A 20,687-nucleotide genomic window follows, 5' to 3' on the forward strand; every position below is an offset into this window, starting at 1 on the left:
CACGCACGTCGTTGGCGCGCGTACGATCGCTTTCCTCGGCCCCGGTATTGACCACGCCGCGCGGTTCGACCAGCAGGATGCTGGCTTCTTCTTCCGCATACGGCTTGTGCTCGACGCCCTTGGGGATCACGAACATCTCGCCGGCCTTGAGATGCACTGCGCCGTCGCGAAAGTCGATGCGCAGCGCGCCGTCGAGCACGATGAAGACTTCGTCGGTGTCGGCGTGGTCGTGCCAGATGAACTCGCCCTTTACCTTGGCCAGCTTGAACTGGTAGTCGTTCATTTCGGCAATGACGCGTTGCGACCAGTGCTCGCTGAACAGCGAAAGCTTGTCGGTGAAATTGATGGGGCGGTATTCGCGCGGGTTGATGGCGGCTGGCATGCTGGCTCCCTGGGTGAACAAGAAGGCAAGCCTACGCCGGCCGGGCGCCGCGGTCTTGAACGATCGTGCAACTAAGGCGTGTTCGCACCCTGGCGAAATCAGGCTTCGCGCCGCATGATGCGCAACCAGTGCGCCGGTGCAATGCCGTAAGTCTTGGTGAACAAACGCGTCATGTGGCTCTGGTCGGCAAAGCCGGACATGGCTGCGGCATCCGCCAGCGGCAGACCTTGCGCCATCAGGCGCCGCGCCATGTCGAGCCGGCGCATGCTGAGGTAGCGATAGGGACTGGTGCCGAAGAAACTGCGGAAATCCCGTGTCAGGCTCCAGCGATCCCGGCCGCAGGCCTGCGCCAGTTCGTCGAGCGTCAGGGTGCGGTCGAGCGCGCCGTGGATGTATTCACGCGCCAGCTGAGCTGCACCGAAGTCGGCGGCATGGCGCCGCGGCCGCTTGCCGGATACTGCATCCATCGCGCGGGCAAGCTCGAAGATGCCGTCGTCTTGCTGCAATGGCTCCACCTCGTCATCCATATGCAGCAACAGGTTGCGCACGACGCCGAACAGGCGTGGATCGGTCGAGATGCCGCCTTCAATGAACGGCAGCGCAACGCCGCCGAGCGCATCCTGCAACAGCGAGGGCTCGATATACAGCATGCGATAGCGAAAGCCCGCTTCGCTGCCGGCCTGGCCGTCATGCGGCTCATCGGGGTACAGCGCCATGGTGTTGCCGGGCAGGCTGTGGCGCATCGACTTCTTGTACTGGAATGACTGCACGCCGCCCATGGTGATGCCGATGGCATACGTATCGTGGCGATGCATGGCGTAGCCGCGTCCGTGGAAAAATGCCTCGATGCGCTCCATGCCGGACGACTGCGACCGCAGTATCCAGTCCTTGCGCTTTTGCTGGCGGGGGCGAGGGTGGGACGGGGCCACGGCGATTTACTCTTCGCGCTTCTTCGCGAGCTGCTTCTCGAAGGCGACATCGAGCTTGCTGACGCGTTTCGGCTTTTGCGGCCCGTAGGCATTGACGAAAGCGACGAACTCGTCCAGCGGCAACGGATCGCACAGTTTTTCCGCTGGATTCTCGGGCGTACGCTGGAGCAGGTAAAACAGTTCTGCCGAGGTGCGGCCCATGGAATACTGCTTCGTCCCTGCGCGCGTGTTGAGGCGCTCGATGGCGCCGGTTGCTCTGGTCGATCTGGCCATGTTTGCTCCTAAGAACTCATTTCATCAATAGGTGTGAGTGCGAGCGAGTCCTGTTTGGGATGAGATGCAAGGCGCGAATCGGGGTCAAGACTGGGTGTCTTGATCCCGATTCGTAACGCAGCAGATCGCCCAAACAGGCCGCTCCCTTCGGGTTCTTCCCAGAAAGGGCGCTGGCCGCGTTGCGCTCCTTGCGCGTGGCACCGCCACGCGACGCGTCGCACGCCTTGCCAGCGCCCTTTCTGGGAAGAACGCATCTCACACCTATTGATGAAATGAGTTCTAAAGAATCAACTGCCAGTAGGCGACGTCAATCCATTGATCGAATTTCCTTCCAACCTGTGCGAAATGGGCAACTTTGACGAAGCCCATCTTCTCGTGCAAGGCCACGCTGCCGGGATTCGGCTGGGCGATGCCGCCCATGACGGCGTGTACGCCGCGCGCCTTCAGCCCAGCGAACAAGGCTTGGTACAGCTGCGTGCCGACACCCCTGCCGCCGCTGTCCCTGGCCATGTAGACCGAACTTTCGACGGACTGTTGGTAGGCCTTGCGCGCCTTCCATTTGGTTGCGTAGGCATAGCCAAGGATGCGGCCGTCTTCTTCGTACACCAGCCACGGGAACAAGGCTGAGACCTCGACGATGCGCTGCGCCATTTCCTCGACGGAAACGGCTTCCAGTTCAAAGCTGATGGTCGTCGTCAGAACGTAGTGATTATAGATCTCGCAAATGGCGGCGGCATCGGCCGTTGTGGCCGGACGTATAGAGGTGGTCATGAAAGCGGGAAGAAAATGCGGTAACACGTAGTGTACCCAAAATGACGGCGTCCGGCGCATGGCCCGGACGTCGTCGCTACCGCTTCCGGCGTATTTCTATGTTTGCAAGGCCGCTTTGATCTGTTCCAGCGAGTTGGGATCTTCGATGGTTGTCAGGTCGCCGGGATCGCGGCCCTCGCAGATTGCCTGGATGGATCGGCGCAGCAGCTTGCCCGAACGCGTCTTCGGCAGCAGGCTGATGAAATGCACGCGCGATGGCCGGCCGACGGCGCCGATCTGCTTGTCGACCACGCGCATGATTTCCGCTTCGAGCGCCTGGCGCGCTTCCGCCGTAGCGACGGCATCGGCCCGTTTGGGAATTACGAAGGCGATCGCCACCTGGCCCTTGAGCTTATCTTCGACGCCGACCACGGCCACCTCGGACACGTTGGCATGGCTGGAAATGCTCTCTTCGATCTCGCGCGTACCGAGGCGATGGCCGGCAACATTGATGACGTCGTCGGTGCGGCCGAGGATGAAGTAGTAGCCGTCTTCATCACGGATGCCCCAGTCGAAGGTGGAGTACACCTGGGTCTTGAAGTTGGACCAGTAGGTATTGACGAAGCGTTCGTCGTCGCGATACACGGTCTGCATGCATCCCGGCGGCAGCGGCCCTTCGATCACCACGACGCCCTTTTCGTTGGCGCCGCACAGCGCGCCGGTGGATTCGTTCATGATGTGCATCTTGTAGCCGTACAGCGGCACGCCCGGGCTGCCTAGCCGGGTCGGCTTGTCGTCGACGCCCTTGGCGACAGACAGGATGGGCCAGCCGCTCTCGGTTTGCCAGTAGTTGTCGATCACCGGCACGCCGAGCGCTTCCGAAATCCATTTTGACGTCGTCTCGTCCAGCGGTTCGCCGGCCAGATAGAGACTTTTGAGCGACGACAGATCGTGACGCGTCATGCATTCGGCCGGCTGCTTCTTGAGCACGCGGATGGCGGTCGGCGACGAAAACATGCGGGTGACCTTGTACTTCTCCACCAGGCTCCACCAGATGCCGCCGTCCGGCTTGTCGCCCGCCAGCACCGGCAGGCCTTCGTACAGGATGGTCGCCATGCCGGCCATCAGCGGGCCGTAGACGATGTAGGAATGGCCGACCACCCAGCCGATGTCGGAGGTGCAGAAATAAGTCTCCCCGGGATTGCCGCAGAACACGTAGGGCATCGACGCCGCCAGCGCCACCGCATAGCCTCCGACATCGCGCTGCACGCCCTTGGGCTTGCCAGTGGTGCCGGAGGTGTAGAGGATGTAGGACGGCTCGTTCGATTCCAGCCAGGTGACCGGCACCTCGGTGTCAAGATATTGCGCGCGCAGGCCGGTATAGTCGACATCGCGTCCGGCGGTGCGCGGCATTTCGGCCAGTCCCCGGTCGGTCAGCAAGACGTGCGCCGGCTTGTGTTGCGCCAGCCGGATCGCTTCATCCAGCAAGCCCTTGTACGCCACCACCCGGCCGCCGCGTGAACCCGCATCGGCGGATACGATCAGCGTCGGCTGCGCATCGTCGATGCGCGTCGCCAGACTGTTCGAGGCGAAGCCGCCGAACACCACGGAATGCACCGCGCCGATACGCGCACACGCCAGCATCGCGAACACTGCCTCGGCAATCATCGGCATGTAAATCAGCACGCGGTCGCCGCGTTTGACGCCGAGCGACAGCATGATCGCCGCCATCGCGCTGACTTCACGGTGCAGCTCGCGGAAGGTATAGGTTTTTTCGGTGTTGGTTTCGGTCGATACCGCAATCAGCGCGGCCTGGTCGGCGCGTTGCGCCAGATGGCGATCAACCGCGTTGTGACACAGATTGGTCTCGCCGCCGATGAACCAGCGTGCGAACGGCGGGCGCGTGTAGTCGAGTGTCTTGGTGAAGGGTGCATGCCAGTCGATACGCCTGGCTTCATTGGCCCAGAAGGTATCCGGGTCGTCGATGGACTGCTGGTAAAACGATGCGAAACTCATGATGTCTCCTCATGGCGATCGGATGCGCATCGACCTTGCCGGAGGGTCGCTGCGAGCTGTGTGCCGCGTCTTTGCGCGGCATCTTCTTGCTTGTTGTGGTTGACGTTTACTGTCGCAGAACATGCTTACGTGCAGCTTAATGCGGCCTTCTTTTTTTAAAAAACGGTAGCAAAAAAAAACAGCCGGACGAAAAAAAGGATGCATCGACGCATCCTTTTTTCGCTTGCCGAAAACAAGGTGTTATCGATTCTTGCAATCGTTCGCGAGTTGCTGGCCGATCTTCGAATTCAGCAGCATCGACTTCGACGGGATCTGGATCCAGACCAGGCCATCGCCCTTGTCTTCGAAACGCAAGGCGCCGGTCGAGGTCGATATGGGCATCATCTTGTAGGTGCTGCCCTTCCACACCAGGCTCACGTTATTGTTGCCGTCGAGCTTGACTTCCACCTTGTTGCCCATCTCGCAGGAGAAGCTGCCGGTCGCCAGGCGGCCGGCCCAGGCCGGATTGACTGCGGCGGCCACGGGTTGCAGCGGTGCAGGCACCGGCTTGGTTTCGGTCAGCGGCACTGTTTCAGCGCAGGCAGCCAGCAGGATGGTCAGGGTCAGTACGGAAGCACGTTGCAAGAAAGTCATGTTTAGTCCAATGCCGGGGTGAAAAAGAGTGTGGACGGCATCTTACCAACTTTCGTTCCGCAACTCCGGTTTTGTCGCGCCGCAGCGCAGCATCCGGCGTCGCCCCTGATCGATCTCGTCAGAACGCGTCTCCCGGCACGCGCACCGTCCCTTCCATCAGCACCCGCGCGCTGCGGCTCATGATGGCCTTGGTCACGCTCCATTCGCCGTTGGCCTGTTGCGCCTGTGCGCCGACGCGCAACGTACCCGACGGATGGCCGAAGCGCACCGCCGTGCGGTCGCCGCCGCCGGCGGCAAGATTCGCCAGCGTGCCGGGAATCGCCGCTGCGACGCCGATGGCGACTGCCGCCGTCCCCATCATGGCGTGGTGCAGCTTGCCCATGGACATGGCGCGCACCAGCAGGTCGACGTCGGCGGCGGCAACCTTTTTGCCGCTGGAAGCAACATAGTCACGCGGCTTGGCGACGAATGCGACCTTGGGCGTGTGCTGGCGCTTGACGGCTTCGTCAACATGCTTGATCAGGCCCATGCGCACGGCGCCGTGCGCGCGGATGGTTTCGAACCGGGCCAATGCTTGCGGATCGCTGTTGATGGCGTCCTGCAATTCGGCGCCGGTATAGCCGATGTCTTCCGCGTTAAGAAAAATCGCCGGAATGCCGGCATTGATCATGGTCGCCTTGAAGGTACCGATCCCCGGCACTTCCAGATCATCAACCAGATTCCCGGTCGGGAACATGGCGCCGCCGGCACCCTCTTCTTCTGCGGCAGGATCCATGAATTCGAGCTGCACTTCGGCCGCCGGGAAAGTCACGCCGTCGAGCTCGAAGTCGCCGGTCTCCTGCACCTGGCCGTCGGTGATCGGCACGTGCGCGACGATGGTCTTGCCGATATTGGCCTGCCAGATGCGCACGATGCAGACGCCGTTGAGCGGAATCCGATCGGGATTGACCAGGCCGTTGCTGATGGCAAACGGACCGACCGCCGCCGACAGGTTGCCGCAGTTGCCGCTCCAGTCGACGAACGATGTGTCGATGGACACCTGGCCGAACAAGTAATCGACGTCATGCTCTGCCCGGGTGGACTTGGACAGAATCACGGTCTTGCTGGTGCTCGAGGTGGCGCCGCCCATGCCGTCGATCTGCTTGCCGTACGGGTCGGGACTGCCGATCACGCGCATCAGCAAGGCGTCGCGGGCTGGACCCGGCGCCTGCGCCGCAGCCGGCAAATCCTGCAGGCGAAAGAACACACCCTTGCTGGTGCCGCCGCGCATGTACGTGGCGGGAATCTTGATTTGAGGTACGTGGGTCATATGCTTCTTTCCAGATGGCGTGAATATGGTTCGAACAATCGATGAACTACGCGGCCTTGACCGTCGACGCCAGGAAGTCTTGCGCAAAACGCTGCAGCACGCCGCCGGCTTCATAGATCGAGACTTCTTCTCCGGTGTCGAGACGGCAAGTCATCGGCACTTCAACCCGCTCGCCGTTCTTGCGGATGATGACCAGCGTCAGGTCGGCGCGCGGAGTACGCTTGCCGATCACGTCGAAGGTTTCGGTGCCATCGATGCCCAGCGTCTTTCGAGTCGTGCCCGGTTTGAATTCCAGCGGCAACACGCCCATGCCGATCAGGTTGGTGCGATGGATGCGTTCGAAGCCTTCGGCCGCGATCACTTCCACGCCCGCCAGGCGCACGCCCTTGGCCGCCCAGTCACGCGACGAGCCCTGGCCATAATCGGCGCCGGCAACAATGATCAGCGGCTGCTTGCGGTTGAGGTAGGTTTCGATCGCTTCCCACATGCGCATGACTTTGCCTTCCGGCTCCACGCGCGTCAGCGAACCCTTCTTGACTTCGCCGTCGACGATCGCCATTTCATTGACCAGCTGCGGATTCGCAAAGGTGGCGCGCAGCGCGGTGAGATGGTCGCCGCGATGCGTAGCGTAGGAATTGAAGTCTTCTTCCGGCAAGCCCATCTTGGCAAGATATTCCCCGGCAGCAGAATCGGCCAGGATGGCATTGGACGGCGACAGGTGGTCGGTGGTGATGTTGTCGGGCAGCACCGCCAGCGCGCGCATGCCGGTCATCGTGCGTTCGCCGGCGAGTGCGCCTTCCCAGTACGGCGGACGGCGGATGTAGGTGCTCATGGGGCGCCAGTCGTACAGTGGCGCGGCCGCTTCGCCCTTGTCCGCCTGCACGGCGAACATCGGCGTGTAGACGTTGCGGAATTGCGCGGGCTTGACCGAGGACTTGACCACGGCGTCGATCTCCTCGTCGCTCGGCCAGATGTCCTTCAAACGGATTTCCTTGCCGTCGACCACCGTCAGCACGTCCTTTTCGATATCGAAGCGGATGGTGCCGGCAATGGCGTACGCCACCACCAGCGGCGGCGAGGCCAGGAAGGCTTGCTTGGCGTAAGGATGGATGCGGCCGTCGAAGTTGCGGTTGCCCGACAGGACTGCGGTGGCGTACAGATCGCGCTCGATGATCTCTTTCTGGATCACCGGATCGAGCGCACCCGACATGCCGTTGCAGGTGGTGCAGGCGAAGGCGACAATGCCGAAGCCGAGCTTTTGCAGTTCGGTGCTCAGGCCCGCTTCGTCGAGATACAGTTCCACGGTCTTGGAGCCCGGCGCCAGCGACGACTTCACCCACGGCTTGCGCGTCAGGCCGAGCTTGTTGGCGTTGCGCGCCAGCAGGCCGGCGGCGATCACGTTGCGCGGGTTGCTGGTGTTGGTGCAGCTGGTGATGGCAGCGATGATCACGGCGCCGTCCGGCATCAAACCCTCGGCTTCCTGCGCCTGCGCCTTGTCGAGATCGACGGCGATGCCGCGCTCGGCCAGTGCCGACACCGGCAAGCGGCGGTGCGGATTGGACGGACCTGCCAGCGTGCGCACCACGGTCGACAGGTCGAACTTCAGCGTGCGCTCGTATTGGGCCGAGGCCAGGCTGTCGGCCCACAACCCGGCTTCCTTGGCGTAGGTCTCGACCAGCCTGACCTGTTCATCTTCACGGCCGGTGAGTTTGAGGTAATCGATGGTTTGCTGGTCGATGAAGAACATCGCCGCAGTCGCGCCGTATTCCGGCGCCATGTTGGAAATCGTGGCGCGGTCGCCCAGCGTCAATGCAGCGGCGCCCTCGCCGCGGAATTCCAAATAGGCGCCCACCACTTTTTCCTTGCGCAGGAATTCGGTCAGCGACAACACCACGTCGGTCGCGGTGATGCCCGGCTGCGGCTTGCCGGACAGTTCGACGCCGATGATTTCCGGCAGGCGCATCCACGATGCGCGGCCCAGCATGACGTTCTCGGCTTCGAGGCCGCCGACGCCGACGGCGATCACGCCCAGCGCGTCGACGTGCGGCGTGTGGCTGTCAGTGCCGACGCAGGTGTCCGGATAGGCCACGCCGTTGTCGTCATGAATGACGGGCGACATTTTTTCCAGATTGATCTGGTGCATGATGCCGTTGCCGGGCTGGATCACGTTGATGTTCTTGAACGCGCGCTTGGTCCAGTTGATGAAGTGGAAGCGGTCTTCGTTGCGGCGATCTTCGATGGCGCGATTCTTTTCAAACGCCTGCGGATCGAAGCCGCCGCACTCCACCGCCAGCGAATGGTCGACGATCAGCTGCACCGGCACCACAGGATTGACCTTGGCCGGATCGCCGCCCTGGTCGGCGATGGCGTCGCGCAGGCCGGCCAGGTCGACCAGCGCAGTCTGGCCGAGGATGTCGTGGCAGACCACGCGCGCCGGGAACCAGGGAAAATCCAGTTCGCGCTTACATTCGATGATCTGCTTCAGGTAATCATTGAGGATGGCCGGATCGCAGCGGCGAACCAGGTTCTCGGCGTGCACGCGCGAGGTATAGGGCAGCGTGTTCCAGGCGCCCGGCTTGATTGCCTCCACTGCGCCGCGCGCGTCGAAGTAATCCAGCTTGGTGCCAGGGAGAGGTTTGCGGTGTGCGGTATTCATGGCTCGATCCCGAGAAAAACATTGGTAAGAGGAATTGGTAAAAGCGGCAGCCTGCCGAATCAGGGGTGGCAGGCTGCGGTGCTGCATGTGTGAAGCTTGCTTGCGTACTTGTTGCGCGATAGGTGCACAACTACTGCTCAGCTACTGCGCAACTATTTGCGCTTGCCGATCGGCACGAACTTCAGATCTTCCGGACCGACATAGTTCGCCGACGGACGGATGATCTTGTTGTCGATGCGCTGCTCGATGATATGCGCGGCCCAGCCGGACGTGCGTGCGATCACGAACAGCGGCGTAAACATTGCGGTCGGCACGCCCATCATGTGATAGGACACGGCCGAGAACCAGTCGAGATTCGGGAACATCTTCTTGATGTCCCACATGACCGTTTCGAGGCGCTCGGCGATGTCGAACATCTTGACCGAACCGGCATCCTTGGACAGCTTGCGCGCGACTTCCTTGATGACCTTGTTGCGCGGATCGGAGATGGTGTAGACCGGATGGCCGAAGCCGATCACGACTTCCTTGTTCTCGACGCGGCGCTTGATGTCGGCTTCCGCTTCGTCGGGATTGTCGTAGCGCTTCTGGATTTCGAAGGCCACTTCATTGGCGCCGCCGTGCTTGGGGCCGCGCAACGCACCGATGCCGCCGGTGATGGCCGAGTACATGTCGGAGCCGGTGCCGGCGATGACGCGGCTGGCGAATGTCGAGGCATTGAATTCATGTTCGGCGTACAGGATCAGCGAAGTGTGCATCGCCTTTTCCCACAGCTCGGACGGTTTTTCACCGTGCAGCAGATGCAGGAAGTGGCCGCCGATGGATTCATCGTCGGTTTCGACTTCGATGCGCTTGCCGTTCTGGCTGTAGTGATACCAATACAGCAGCATCGAACCGAGCGACGCCATCAGGCGGTCGGCGATATCGCGTGCGCCCGGCGTATTGTGGTCGTCCTTCTCCGGCAGCACACAGCCCAATGCCGACACGCCGGTACGCATCACGTCCATCGGATGCGATGCCGCAGGCAGCCACTCCAGCGCCGCCTTGACGTTGGCCGGCAGGCCGCGCAACGCTTTCAGCTTGGCCTTGTAGGCCTTCAGTTCGGCAGCAGTCGGCAACTTGCCGTGCACCAGCAGATGGGCGATTTCTTCGAATTCGCAGCTGTCGGCGACATCGAGGATGTCATAACCGCGATAGTGCAAGTCATTGCCGGTCTTGCCGACGGTGCACAGCGCGGTGTTGCCGGCGGTCACCCCGGACAGGGCGACGGATTTCTTCGGTTTGAAACCTGCTGCCGGTGCTTGTGTTTCGCTCATGCGTATCTCCTGACTGATGTATTGAGGTATGAATGGGTGTACTGAATCGGCTGCTACTGGAGCCGGGTTATTTTTCCGCGTATTTCTTTTCCAGCAGATCGAACATCGGCTTGTTGACCAGGCGCTGGCGTTCGGCGAACGGCGTCACGAAATTCGGGTCTTCGTCGAGGCGATGATTGTCGCGCAGCACGGTCAACGCCTTTTGCATGCCGGCCACGGCGCCTTGCAGCGCGGCGTTGGCGTACAGCACGATGCCGTAGCCCAGATCGCCCAACTCGTCGGCGTTGAAGATCGGCGTCTTGCCGCCGATCACCAGATTGACCAGTTGCGGCTTGTCGAGCGCTTGCGGCAGGCGGCGGATTTCATCTGCGGTCTCGGTCGCTTCCACGAACAGAATGTCGGCGCCTGCTTCGCTGTAGCGGGCCGCGCGTTCCAGCGCATCTTCAAAGCCATGGACGCTGCGCGCATCGGTGCGCGCCATGATCAGCATGCCGTCGTTGCTGCGCGCATCGACGGCGGCGTGGATCTTGCCGACCATTTCAGCACAGGAGATGACTTCCTTGCCGCTGAAGTGGCCGCAACGTTTTGGCGATACCTGGTCTTCCAGTTGCACCGCGTCGGCGCCGGCGCGTTCCAGTGTGCGGATGGTGTGGCGCACGTTGAGGGCGTTGCCGAAGCCGGTGTCGGCATCGACGATCAGCGGAATCTCCACCGCGTCGCGAATGCGTGCGGTATGGTCGGCCAGTTCATTGAGGCCGATGAAGCCCTGGTCCGGCATGCCGAAGTACATGTTGGTCACGCCGGCGCCGGTGATATAGAGCGCTTCGAAGCCGAGATCGGCAATCACGCGCGCCGACAGCGCATTGAATGCGCCGGGGACCAGCAGGCCCTTGCGTGCGTTGACCTTGTCGCGCAGGATTTGTTTGGTGGTTTGGGAAATGTTGGTCATGCGAAGTCCTTGAAGTGGCGTGTGTCTGCGTGTGTCGGTACGTGATCGATACGTGGTCGGTACGTGTTTCAGCGATACGGATGCTCCTGTTTATTGCAATGCGCGTGCCATGCCGGCCGATGCCGGATGTTGCATCGCAGGAGAAATCGATGTTTCAGGACAAGCCATTGTGAAATCAATGAGTTACGGGTATTTCCTCCTCGACAACAGCCATTTCGAAGCCTCACGTCCCTTACATTGATGTGTTACATTTGAAACACTTGAAACGCATGAATGAAACACGAAACATGAAACGCCATTCCCCTCAGCACCGCGATCAGGGCGACAAGCCGGTCATCTGGACCGTCTCGGTATCGCGCCTGTTCGAACTGTTCCGCGACATCACGCTTGAGTTCGACGACCAGGCCGAGATCGAGCCGATCCCGCTGGGCTTCGAGGATGCCGTGCGGCATATCCGCGAGCGCCTCGCCACTGAGCGCTGCGATGCGGTGATTGCAGCAGGCTCCAACGGCGCCTACCTGAAGAGCCGCCTGTCGGTGCCCGTCATCATCGCCAAGGCCAGCGGCTTCGACGTGATGCAGGCGCTGGCGCGCGCACGCAAGATCACGCCCGACATCGGCCTGATCACCTATCAGGAAACCATGCCGGCGCTCAGCGAGTTCCAGAGCACCTTCGGCCTCAACATCGCCCAGCGCACTTACGCCACCGAAGAAGACGCACGCTCGCAGATCAGCGAACTCAAAGCAGCCGGCATCAAGGCCATCGTCGGCGCCGGCCTGATTACCGACCTCGCCGAGGAAGCGGGACTGGCCGGCATCTTCGTGTACTCCGCCGCGTCCATCCGCCAGGCCTTCGACGACGCGCTGGAACTGGCGCGGCTGACGCAGTTGGAGTCGACGCGCGGCCGCAGCTTTCCGGTGGCCGACACGCTGCGCGCCAAACATCACATCAACGACCTGCGCGGCGATTCGGCGGCGATGGAAAGCGTCCGGCAGTCAGTCACGCTGTTCGCCAAATCGCCGGCGACGGTGTTGATCCAGGGTGAAACCGGCACCGGCAAGGAGCTCGCCGCGCAAGCCATCCATCGGGCGCATCCGCAAATGCAGGGCAAGGTCCAGGCTCATCATCCGTTCGTCGCCGTCAACTGCGGCGCGCTGGCGGAGTCATTGCTGGAGTCCGAATTGTTCGGCTACGAAGAAGGCGCCTTCACCGGCTCGCGCCGCGGCGGTCACGCCGGACTGTTTGAAGCCGCGCATCGCGGCACGCTCCTGCTCGACGAAATCGGCGAGATGCCGTTGCCGCTGCAAACGCGCCTGTTGCGCGTGCTGGAAGAACGTGAAGTCGTCCGCGTGGGCGGCACGCGACCGATACCGGTCAATGTGCGCATCATCAGCGCCACGCATTGCGATCTTGATGCGCGCGTGCGCGAAGGCCGTTTCCGCGCCGACCTGTTCTATCGCCTGAGCGTCTTGCGCATGACGCTGCCGCCGCTGCGCGAGCGACCGGACGATCTCGCGCCGCTGGCCGAGTGGTGCCTGAAGAACGCGCTGGCCGCAATGGACATCCGTCCGCACGCCAACCTGCACGCGGAAATATTGCGCTGCGCACCGCTACTGGCGCGCTACCGCTGGCCCGGCAATGTGCGCGAGCTGCGTAACATGATGGAGCGTCTGGCGCTGTTCCTGGCGGCCGAACCGCTGCAGGCGCTGACGCCGAACCTGATCGCGCGCATCGCGCCGGAAATCCTGCGCGATAACGTATCGACAACAACGGCGCCCTTGGCGCCCACCCTGTCCGCGGGACATGCCGGCAGCGAAGAATCATTGCAGGATGTGCTGGCGCGATTCAACGGCAACCGGGCCGCTGCGGCGAGCTATCTTGGCATCAGCCGCACGACGCTGTGGCGCCGTCTTGGCGAGAAACACGGAAGCACCGGCGCCGGCCCCGAGCAGTGACGTCGGCCTTTGCGTCTCACCGATTCTGATTCACCTGTGAAGCGGATCCGGCACGATTCCCGAAGAGTGGGAATCGTGCCGGATCCGCTCCGAAAAACACTTCCCTTCCAGCGCGAAACTTCATTGACAGTCGCGCGCGCATGCACGTATTCTCGCCCGATCGCACCTCTCAACGACATACTGTTTACGCATTGTTCATGTGCAAACAACATGGCGCTGAATGGCTTGCCGTGCGACGCATTGCCATAGCCACAGCCGCATCATCTCAATCACTTTATCCGGGGAGGCACATGAACGCCATCAGTTCAGCAAATACGAGCGACGCCGCAGCAGTTAAATTACACCCACAAACCTGGCGCGCAGTCATTTCATCATCGATCGGCAACGCGTTGGAGTGGTTCGACGTACTGATCTATGGCGCCTTCGCCGTGATCATCGCCAAACTGTTTTTTCCCACCGAGAACGAGACCGTCTCTTTGCTGGTGACCTTCGCCACCTTCGGCGTGTCGTTCTTCATGCGGCCGCTCGGTGCGGTCGTACTCGGCGCGTATTCCGATCGCGTCGGCCGCAAGGCGGCACTGTCGCTGTCGATCGTGCTGATGACCATCGGCACCGCGATGATCGCGTTCATGCCGACCTATTCCAGCATCGGTTTGTGGGCGCCTGCCGGCATCGTGCTGGCGCGCCTGATCCAGGGCTTCTCGGCCGGCGGCGAGTTCGGCAGTTCGACGGCATTCCTGGTGGAACACGCGCCGCATCGCCGCGGCTTCTTCTCGAGCTGGCAAGTCGCCAGCCAGGGTCTGAGCCTGCTGATGGCGGCGGTCTTCGGCGCCGGGCTGAACGGTTTGCTGACGCCTGAACAGCTGTATTCCTGGGGCTGGCGCCTGCCGTTCCTGTTCGGCCTGCTGATCGGTCCTGCCGGTTACTACATTCGCCGCCATCTCGATGAATCGCCCGAGTTCGCCGCCGCTGAACGTACCGAAACACCGCTGCGCGACACCTTCTCCGGCCAGAAAATGCGTCTGCTGATCGGCACGGGCAGCGTGATCATGGCGACCGTTTCGGTCTACCTCGCGCTGTACATGCCGACGTATGCGATCAAGCAGCTCGGCATGCCGGCATGGTCGTCGTACGCGGCCACGATCGTCTCCGGCCTGATCATGATGGTGGCCTCGCCACTGGTGGGCGAACTGTCCGACAAGTACGGCCGCACGCCGTTCATGATCGGCAGCAGCCTGGCGTTCGTGGTGTTCACGTATCCGATGTTCGTGTTCCTGACGAGCGCGCCGAGCTTCGTCAACCTGCTGTTGCTGCAGATCGTGATCGGCGTGCTGATGACGATGTACTTCGCCTCGATGCCGGCATTGCTGGCCGATGTGTTCCCGGTGCAGACGCGCGGCACCGGCATGTCGCTCAGCTATAACATCGCCGTGATGCTGTTCGGCGGTTTCGCCGGCCTGATCATCACCTGGCTGATCCAGGCCACCGGCAACAAGCTGTCGGTGAGCTTCTTCGTGATCTTCGGCGCCGCGCTGAGCTTCATCGCATCGACTGCGGCGCGCTACGTCCTGCGCGTGCGCTGAGCAGCGTATTGCTTCATGCATGACCGTTTTGTCCGGTCGTCGTGAAGTCGTGAAGGACGGAATGGAATGAAAAAATGGGCCGGTTTCATCACTGAAACCGGCCCTCATGTTTTTGATTGCTGATCCGCCTCGCATGCGCAGATGTCGCCCCCGCGCTGCAGCTTGTTCTGTTCCCTCTTCCCCTCAACCCTCTTCGTTCACTCTTCCGCTCAATCGTCTTCGGCGCCACCGATGCCGAGTTCCTGGATCTTGCGCGTAATCGTATTGCGGCCGATACCCAGACGCACGGCGGCGTCATTCTTGCGGCCATGGGTATGCTTGAGCGCGATCTTGATCAGCGTCGCTTCGAACTGGCGGCCGAGGATGTCCATGACTTCCGGGCGCTCTTCCGCCAGCATCTGCGCCGCTTCGGTTTCCAGCAGGCTGATCCAGCTGCGATCGGCACCGGCATCGCCGTCGTAGCCCGCGCTCACGCCGGCACCGCTGTGCGCTTCGGCCGGCGCGGTTGAGGACGCGGCGTGCGTCTGCGCCGGCTGGAAGTTGCTGCTGCGTTCTTCGATCAGGTCCTGCGGCAAATCCTTCACTTCCACGGTCTGCCCGGGCGCCATGACGGTGATCCAGTTGCACAGGTTTTCCAGCTGGCGTACATTGCCGGGCAGTTCCAGTTGCGACAGGAACTGCATCGCCTGCGGCGACAGTCGCTTGGCTTCGACGCCGAGCTGGCGTGCGCTTTGGGTGAGGAAATGGCGCGCCAGGATCGGGATGTCTTCGCTGCGCTCGCGCAGGCTCGGCAGACGCAGGCGGATGACGTTGAGACGATGGTACAAGTCTTCACGGAACAGGCCTTCGCGCACGCGGTGCTCGAGGTTCTGATGGGTCGCCGCAATGACGCGCACGTTGGCCTTGAGCGATTGATGACCGCCGACGCGATAGAAATGACCATCCGACAGCACGCGCAGCAAACGCGTCTGCAGGTCGAGCGGCATGTCGCCGATTTCATCAAGGAACAGCGTGCCCCCTTCGGCCTGTTCGAAGCGGCCGCGGCGCATCGCCTGCGCGCCGGTGAAGGCGCCGCGTTCGTGGCCGAACAGTTCGGACTCGAGCAGGTCCTTGGGGATCGCTGCAGTGTTCAATGCGACGAACGGCTGCGCGGCGCGCGGACTGTGCTTGTGCAAGGCGCGCGCAACCAGTTCTTTGCCTGAGCCGGACTCGCCGGTGATCAGCACGGTCACGTTCGATTGCGACAAGCGGCCGATGGCGCGGAAAACATCTTGCATGGCCGGTGCCTGGCCGAGGATCTCCGGCGCGTTGGCCGACGATTGCTCGACGTCGGTTTCGCGCAGACTCTCTTCCAATGCGCGACGGATCAGCTCGACCGCCTTGTCGACGTCGAAGGGCTTGGCCAGGTACTCGAAGGCGCCGCCCTGGAATGCCGAGACCGCCGAATCAAGATCGGAGAAGGCGGTGATGATGATGACCGGAATGCCGGGATGCTTGGCCTTGATGGTCTGCAGCAGCTCCAGGCCGGATGCGCCGGGCATGCGGATATCGGAAACCAATACTTGCGGCGTGCCTGTCTCCAGTGCTTGCATGGCGTCGCGTGCGCTGGAAAAACTTTGTGTGGCGAGATTTTCTCGCGCGAGGGCTTTTTCCAATACCCAGCGTATCGATTCGTCGTCGTCAACAATCCAGATCGGTTTCATAGTCTTATCATTTCCTGCGTTTGGTAACGTGTGTGGACAGCCTGAAAGGCATGCGCCCATATTGCCCTGCTCAACTCCTGCTTTCCCGATGAACTGCCATCAGGGAAGCGGAATCAATATTCTGAAATCCGTACATCCCGGCCGGCTTTCGCATTCGATCACCCCCATGTGCTGCTGAACGAATGTTTGCGCCAACGTCAGTCCCAAACCGCTACCTCCTTCCCGACCGGATACCAGCGGGTAAAAAATACGGTCCTGGATATCTGGTGAAATGCCGGGGCCATTGTCGATGATATGCAAGTCTAGTGCCAGCCGATATCGGACCTTGGCCAGCGTCACTTGCCGCGTTACGCGGGTCTGCAAAATCAGTTCGCCGTCGCCGGCACGGATGCGTTCGGCGAGCGCTTGCGCGGCGTTGTGGACGATGTTGAGCAAGGCCTGGATCAGTTGCTCCTTGTCGCCGCGGAATTCCGGAATCGACAGGTCGTAGTCGCGCTTGATGGTCAGGCCGTGGGGGAACTCCGCCAGGATCAGGCTGCGAACCCGTTCGCAGACTTCGTGGATGTTGACGTCGCCGACGATGTGCGGTCGCCGGTGCGGCGCCAGCAGGCGATCGACCAGCGTTTGCAGGCGGTCGGCTTCCTTGATGATGACCTGGGTGTATTCGCGCAGCTCTTTCAGGTGACGTTCAGGCAACTCCAGCTCCAGCAACTGCGCCGCGCCGCGGATACCGCCGAGTGGGTTCTTGATTTCATGCGCGAGGTTGCGGATCAGTTCCTTGTTGGCCTGGCTCTGGTCGAGCAGACGTTCTTCGCGGTCGAGCTTGAGTTGCTGGACATTTTCCCGCAGCTCCAGCAGTACCGGCGTATCGGCATTGTCGAGCGCGGTAACGATAGTGTGGACCTGCAGCGGCTCGCGGCCGACGCGCTCCAGCACGAGATCGAGGCGCTTGTCGGCGAACTGGTGTTCGACCGCCTGATAGAACAAGGTGGCGAGCTCTTTGCCATTGAGGAACAGCTCGCTGAGCTTTTGCTGGGACAAGACCTTGAAGGAACTTTCCAGCAGGTTTTCAGCAGCGGCGTTGGCGTACACGATGCCGCCATTGGCGTCGAGAATGATGACCGCCGAGGCCAGCAGGTCGAGACCGTCGAGTGAAGGTAAAGTTGTTTTCATGCGTTCCGATAAATTAATGCCGCATCAAGTATGCCGTCGCGGCTTGTGGCCACGGGCTCGGATTCGTCAGCTTCCCCTCAGCTAAGCAAGATTTGGGCAAGGCTGCAATAGGACTGACTTCCCGGCTTGCAGGCCGTATCGACAGACTAGCGCAGTCTGGCCAACTCGCGCCGGAGCGCCTCGACGTTGCTTTCCGCACGGGCAATATCGTCTTTCATGCTCGCAGCGCGCTCCTGGTATTTCGCATAGTTGCGCTCGTCGCCGCGCCGCTCGGGTTCGCCGTTGTTGTAGTCGGTTTTCAGGCTTGCCAGCTTGCCCTCCTCCATCCTGAGTTCATTCTGCAATATCTGCCTGCGATCGCTGTCGCGCGCTTTCTGCGCCTGGCCGTCGACCTTGGGAAAAGCGCTTGCCGAAGTTGCCGCCGATGCTGCCGGCCTGACCGCAGCGGCACGCCTGGCCGGCGCCGGCGCACTTGCAGCCGGGATATCCAGTTTGCGGCATTCCTTGCTGATGCCGGTGTTGCGGTATTCGGTGATGCCATTCCGGTCGACGCAGACATAGACCTCGTCTTGCGCCGAGGCGGCTTCCACGAAGGCGGCGCAGGCCAGGCCTGACAGTGCGGCAAGTACTGAAAATTTCATTGGCCCGAGCCTGAAAAATGCGATGGAACCAAGTGTAAGACAAGACCCGCCGACGAACAAACAGGGTCCGCCCGACACAAATGAAAAAATGCCGCGCGCATAAAAAAAGGGAAGCAAGCTTCCCTTTTTTATCAATACAAAATCGACGATTACAGCGAGTAGTACATGTCGAATTCGATTGGGTGTGTCGTCATGCGATAGCGCTGCACTTCCTGGCCCTTCAGGTCCAGGTAGGCATCGATCATGCTGTCGGTGAAGACGCCGCCGCGTGTCAGGAACTCGCGGTCCTTGTTCAGTGCGTCCAGCGCTTCTTCCAGCGATGCACAGACTGTCGGGATCAGCTTGTCTTCTTCCGGCGGCAGGTGGTACAGGTCCTTCGAAGCGGCTTCGCCTGGATGGATCTTGTTCTGCACGCCGTCCAGACCTGCCATCAGCAGAGCCGAGAAGCACAGGTACGGGTTCGCCAGCGGATCAGGGAAACGTGTTTCGATACGGCGGCCCTTAGGATTCGCAACGTGTGGAATGCGGATCGATGCGGAACGGTTGCGTGCCGAGTAAGCCAGCTTGACCGGTGCTTCGAAACCTGGAACCAGACGCTTGTACGAGTTGGTGCCTGGGTTGGTGATCGCGTTCAACGCCTTGGCGTGCTTGATGATGCCGCCGATGTAGAACAGCGCGAATTCGGACAGACCGGCATAGCCGTCGCCTGCGAACAGGTTCTTGCCGTCTTTCCAGACCGATTGGTGAACGTGCATGCCGGAGCCGTTGTCGCCGACCAGCGGCTTAGGCATGAAGGTCGCTGTCTTGCCATAGGTGTGCGCAACGTTCCAGATCACATACTTCAGTGTTTGTGTCCAGTCGGCGCGCTCAACCAGGGTCGAGAACTTGGTGCCCAGTTCGTTTTGACCTGCGCCGGCCACTTCGTGGTGGTGCACTTCAACAGGGATGCCCAGGGATTCGAGGATCAGGGACATTTCCGAACGCATGTCCTGGAAGCTGTCGACCGGTGGCACTGGGAAGTAGCCGCCCTTGACGACAGGACGGTGGCCGGTGTTGCCGCCTTCGAGCTTGGCGCCGGAGCTCCACGATGCTTCTTCGGATTCGATCTTGACGAAGGAACCGGACATGTCCGCACCCCAACGCACGCCGTCGAAGATGAAGAATTCTGGCTCTGGACCGAAGTAGGCTGTGTCGCCCAGGCCCGAGGACTTCAGGTACGCTTCAGCGCGCTTGGCGATGGAACGCGGGTCACGGTCGTAACCCTTGCCATCGGATGGCTCGATCACGTCACATTGCATGAACAATGTGGTTTCTTCCATGAACGGGTCGATGTTGGCAGTATTTGGATCAGGAATCAGCAACATGTCCGAAGCTTCGATACCCTTCCAGCCGGCGATCGAGGAACCGTCGAATGCGTGACCCGATTCGAACTTGTCGATGTCGAAGTGGGAAACGGGAACAGTTACGTGTTGCTCTTTACCCCGGGTGTCGGCAAAACGGAAATCAACAAACTTGACTTCATTGTCTTTCACCAACTTCAAAACCTCTGCGGCCGTCCTTGCCATGCGAATCTCCTAAAACGAGGAAGTAGTATAAATTTGTACAATTTGGGTGATGAGCCGACTACGTGCGACTTGATGTGTGCAGCAAATACAACAGATAGTGCGCCAGAACTCAGGCGGGAATGATAGCAGATTCCATGCCACCAACTGCCTCACGTTGATGCTTATGGCATATTTTAGGGAGTTATTGGCTGGTGGGCGTTTCCGAGCAGTGCACGGCGATTTCAATAATGTTCAATTATGGTGCAATTACACTTTTTTGCACCAATAAAATGCACGCCATTACTAATGCATTATTTTGGTGCGAATTTTATACGTGATAGCGTCAATGAAATAAGTTAGGTATCTTTCCGGCAACTCTTTAAGGACTCTTCATGACAAGCTCCAGCGATATTCTCTCGACCGCAACTCAACGTGCCCAAGCCGGGCAGTTTCCCTATGCGGGCGCAGTCACGCCGCAAGAGGCGTTTGCCCTGCTGCAGGGAAATCCGGCCGTCAAACTGGTCGACGTGCGCACCAAGGCGGAACGCGACTGGGTCGGCCAGGTTGTAATTCCGGCCGAACAGCATCTGGCGGTGCAATGGAATCTCTACCCGGAGAACACGCCCAATCCGCAATTCCTGGAACAGCTAGGCGCCCTTGCCGATAAGCAGACGATCTTGCTGTTCCTGTGCCGCTCGGGTGTCCGTTCCCGCCATGCCGCCAAACTGGCGACAGAAAACAACTATGCGCACTGCTATGACATCCTGGAAGGTTTTGAAGGCAACAAGGACAGCGCGGGCCATCGCAAGACAGTCGAAGGATGGTGCAAGGCCGGTCTGCCGTGGATCGGCGCCTGAACCGAATCGGGCCTGACCGGC

Annotated in this window: 16 protein-coding genes and 1 pseudogene; 3 read left to right on the plus strand and 14 right to left on the minus strand. The window is 61.0% G+C overall.

Annotated elements, in window-relative coordinates:
• Positions 1-4 precede the first annotated feature (4 nt).
• From F506_RS22725 to F506_RS15210, 10 genes and pseudogenes are all read right to left on the minus strand, one after another.
• Positions 5-382 (minus strand): annotated as a pseudogene (locus F506_RS22725) (cupin domain-containing protein); the annotation flags it as partial.
• A gap of 98 nt (positions 383-480) precedes the next feature.
• Positions 481-1,239 carry a helix-turn-helix transcriptional regulator gene (locus F506_RS15170; RefSeq protein ID WP_200907747.1) on the minus strand — a complete coding sequence of 253 codons (759 nt, stop codon included), beginning with the start codon at positions 1,237-1,239 and terminating at the stop codon, positions 481-483.
• Between the two features lie 78 nt (positions 1,240-1,317).
• Positions 1,318-1,584 carry a hypothetical protein gene (locus F506_RS15175; protein WP_053198761.1) on the minus strand — a complete coding sequence of 89 codons (267 nt, stop codon included), beginning with the start codon at positions 1,582-1,584 and terminating at the stop codon, positions 1,318-1,320.
• Positions 1,585-1,863: 279 nt separating this feature from the next.
• On the minus strand, positions 1,864-2,355 hold the full coding sequence (locus F506_RS15180; protein WP_053198763.1) for an arsinothricin resistance N-acetyltransferase ArsN1 family B: 492 nt from the start codon (positions 2,353-2,355) through the stop codon (positions 1,864-1,866).
• 96 nt (positions 2,356-2,451) lie between these two features.
• A complete protein-coding gene (locus F506_RS15185) occupies positions 2,452-4,350 on the minus strand; it encodes a propionate--CoA ligase (protein WP_053198765.1) in 1,899 nt (632 codons plus the stop codon).
• Positions 4,351-4,590: 240 nt separating this feature from the next.
• On the minus strand, positions 4,591-4,983 hold the full coding sequence (locus F506_RS15190; protein WP_053198767.1) for a hypothetical protein: 393 nt from the start codon (positions 4,981-4,983) through the stop codon (positions 4,591-4,593).
• Between the two features lie 118 nt (positions 4,984-5,101).
• The gene (prpF, locus tag F506_RS15195) at positions 5,102-6,292 is read right to left on the minus strand and encodes a 2-methylaconitate cis-trans isomerase PrpF (RefSeq protein WP_053198770.1); all 1,191 of its coding nucleotides are present in this window, start codon (positions 6,290-6,292) and stop codon (positions 5,102-5,104) included.
• Between the two features lie 46 nt (positions 6,293-6,338).
• On the minus strand, positions 6,339-8,948 hold the full coding sequence (gene acnD, locus F506_RS15200; RefSeq protein WP_053198772.1) for a Fe/S-dependent 2-methylisocitrate dehydratase AcnD: 2,610 nt from the start codon (positions 8,946-8,948) through the stop codon (positions 6,339-6,341).
• A gap of 152 nt (positions 8,949-9,100) precedes the next feature.
• The gene (prpC, locus tag F506_RS15205; protein ID WP_053198775.1) at positions 9,101-10,261 is read right to left on the minus strand and encodes a bifunctional 2-methylcitrate synthase/citrate synthase; all 1,161 of its coding nucleotides are present in this window, start codon (positions 10,259-10,261) and stop codon (positions 9,101-9,103) included.
• A gap of 67 nt (positions 10,262-10,328) precedes the next feature.
• Positions 10,329-11,210 carry an isocitrate lyase/PEP mutase family protein gene (locus F506_RS15210; RefSeq protein WP_053198777.1) on the minus strand — a complete coding sequence of 294 codons (882 nt, stop codon included), beginning with the start codon at positions 11,208-11,210 and terminating at the stop codon, positions 10,329-10,331.
• A gap of 287 nt (positions 11,211-11,497) precedes the next feature.
• Between F506_RS15210 and prpR the strand changes: the two genes are divergently transcribed.
• Positions 11,498-13,165, plus strand: coding sequence for a propionate catabolism operon regulatory protein PrpR (gene prpR / locus F506_RS15215; protein ID WP_053198779.1), 1,668 nt, complete (start codon positions 11,498-11,500; stop codon positions 13,163-13,165).
• 290 nt (positions 13,166-13,455) lie between these two features.
• Positions 13,456-14,748: an MFS transporter gene (locus tag F506_RS15220; RefSeq protein ID WP_053198781.1), complete on the plus strand. Its 1,293-nt coding sequence runs from the start codon at positions 13,456-13,458 to the stop codon at positions 14,746-14,748.
• Between the two features lie 209 nt (positions 14,749-14,957).
• Here the strand turns inward: F506_RS15220 and ntrC are convergent, their stop codons facing one another.
• From ntrC to glnA, 4 genes are all read right to left on the minus strand, one after another.
• Entirely contained in the window at positions 14,958-16,451 is a 1,494-nt protein-coding gene (ntrC, locus tag F506_RS15225) for a nitrogen regulation protein NR(I) (protein WP_053198783.1), read from the minus strand.
• A gap of 99 nt (positions 16,452-16,550) precedes the next feature.
• Positions 16,551-17,624 carry a nitrogen regulation protein NR(II) gene (glnL, locus tag F506_RS15230; protein ID WP_053198785.1) on the minus strand — a complete coding sequence of 358 codons (1,074 nt, stop codon included), beginning with the start codon at positions 17,622-17,624 and terminating at the stop codon, positions 16,551-16,553.
• Positions 17,625-17,770: 146 nt separating this feature from the next.
• Positions 17,771-18,265 carry a hypothetical protein gene (locus F506_RS15235; RefSeq protein WP_053198787.1) on the minus strand — a complete coding sequence of 165 codons (495 nt, stop codon included), beginning with the start codon at positions 18,263-18,265 and terminating at the stop codon, positions 17,771-17,773.
• Between the two features lie 149 nt (positions 18,266-18,414).
• Complete coding sequence (gene glnA, locus F506_RS15240; RefSeq protein WP_007880082.1) at positions 18,415-19,830, minus strand: type I glutamate--ammonia ligase; 1,416 nt, start codon at positions 19,828-19,830, stop codon at positions 18,415-18,417.
• Between the two features lie 371 nt (positions 19,831-20,201).
• Here glnA and F506_RS15245 point away from each other — a divergent pair, with 371 nt between their 5' ends.
• On the plus strand, positions 20,202-20,666 hold the full coding sequence (locus F506_RS15245) for a rhodanese-like domain-containing protein (RefSeq protein ID WP_053198790.1): 465 nt from the start codon (positions 20,202-20,204) through the stop codon (positions 20,664-20,666).
• The last annotated feature ends 21 nt before the right edge of the window (positions 20,667-20,687 follow it).

This window comes from Herbaspirillum hiltneri N3 (assembly GCF_001267925.1).
Taxonomy (GTDB): domain Bacteria; phylum Pseudomonadota; class Gammaproteobacteria; order Burkholderiales; family Burkholderiaceae_D; genus Herbaspirillum; species Herbaspirillum hiltneri.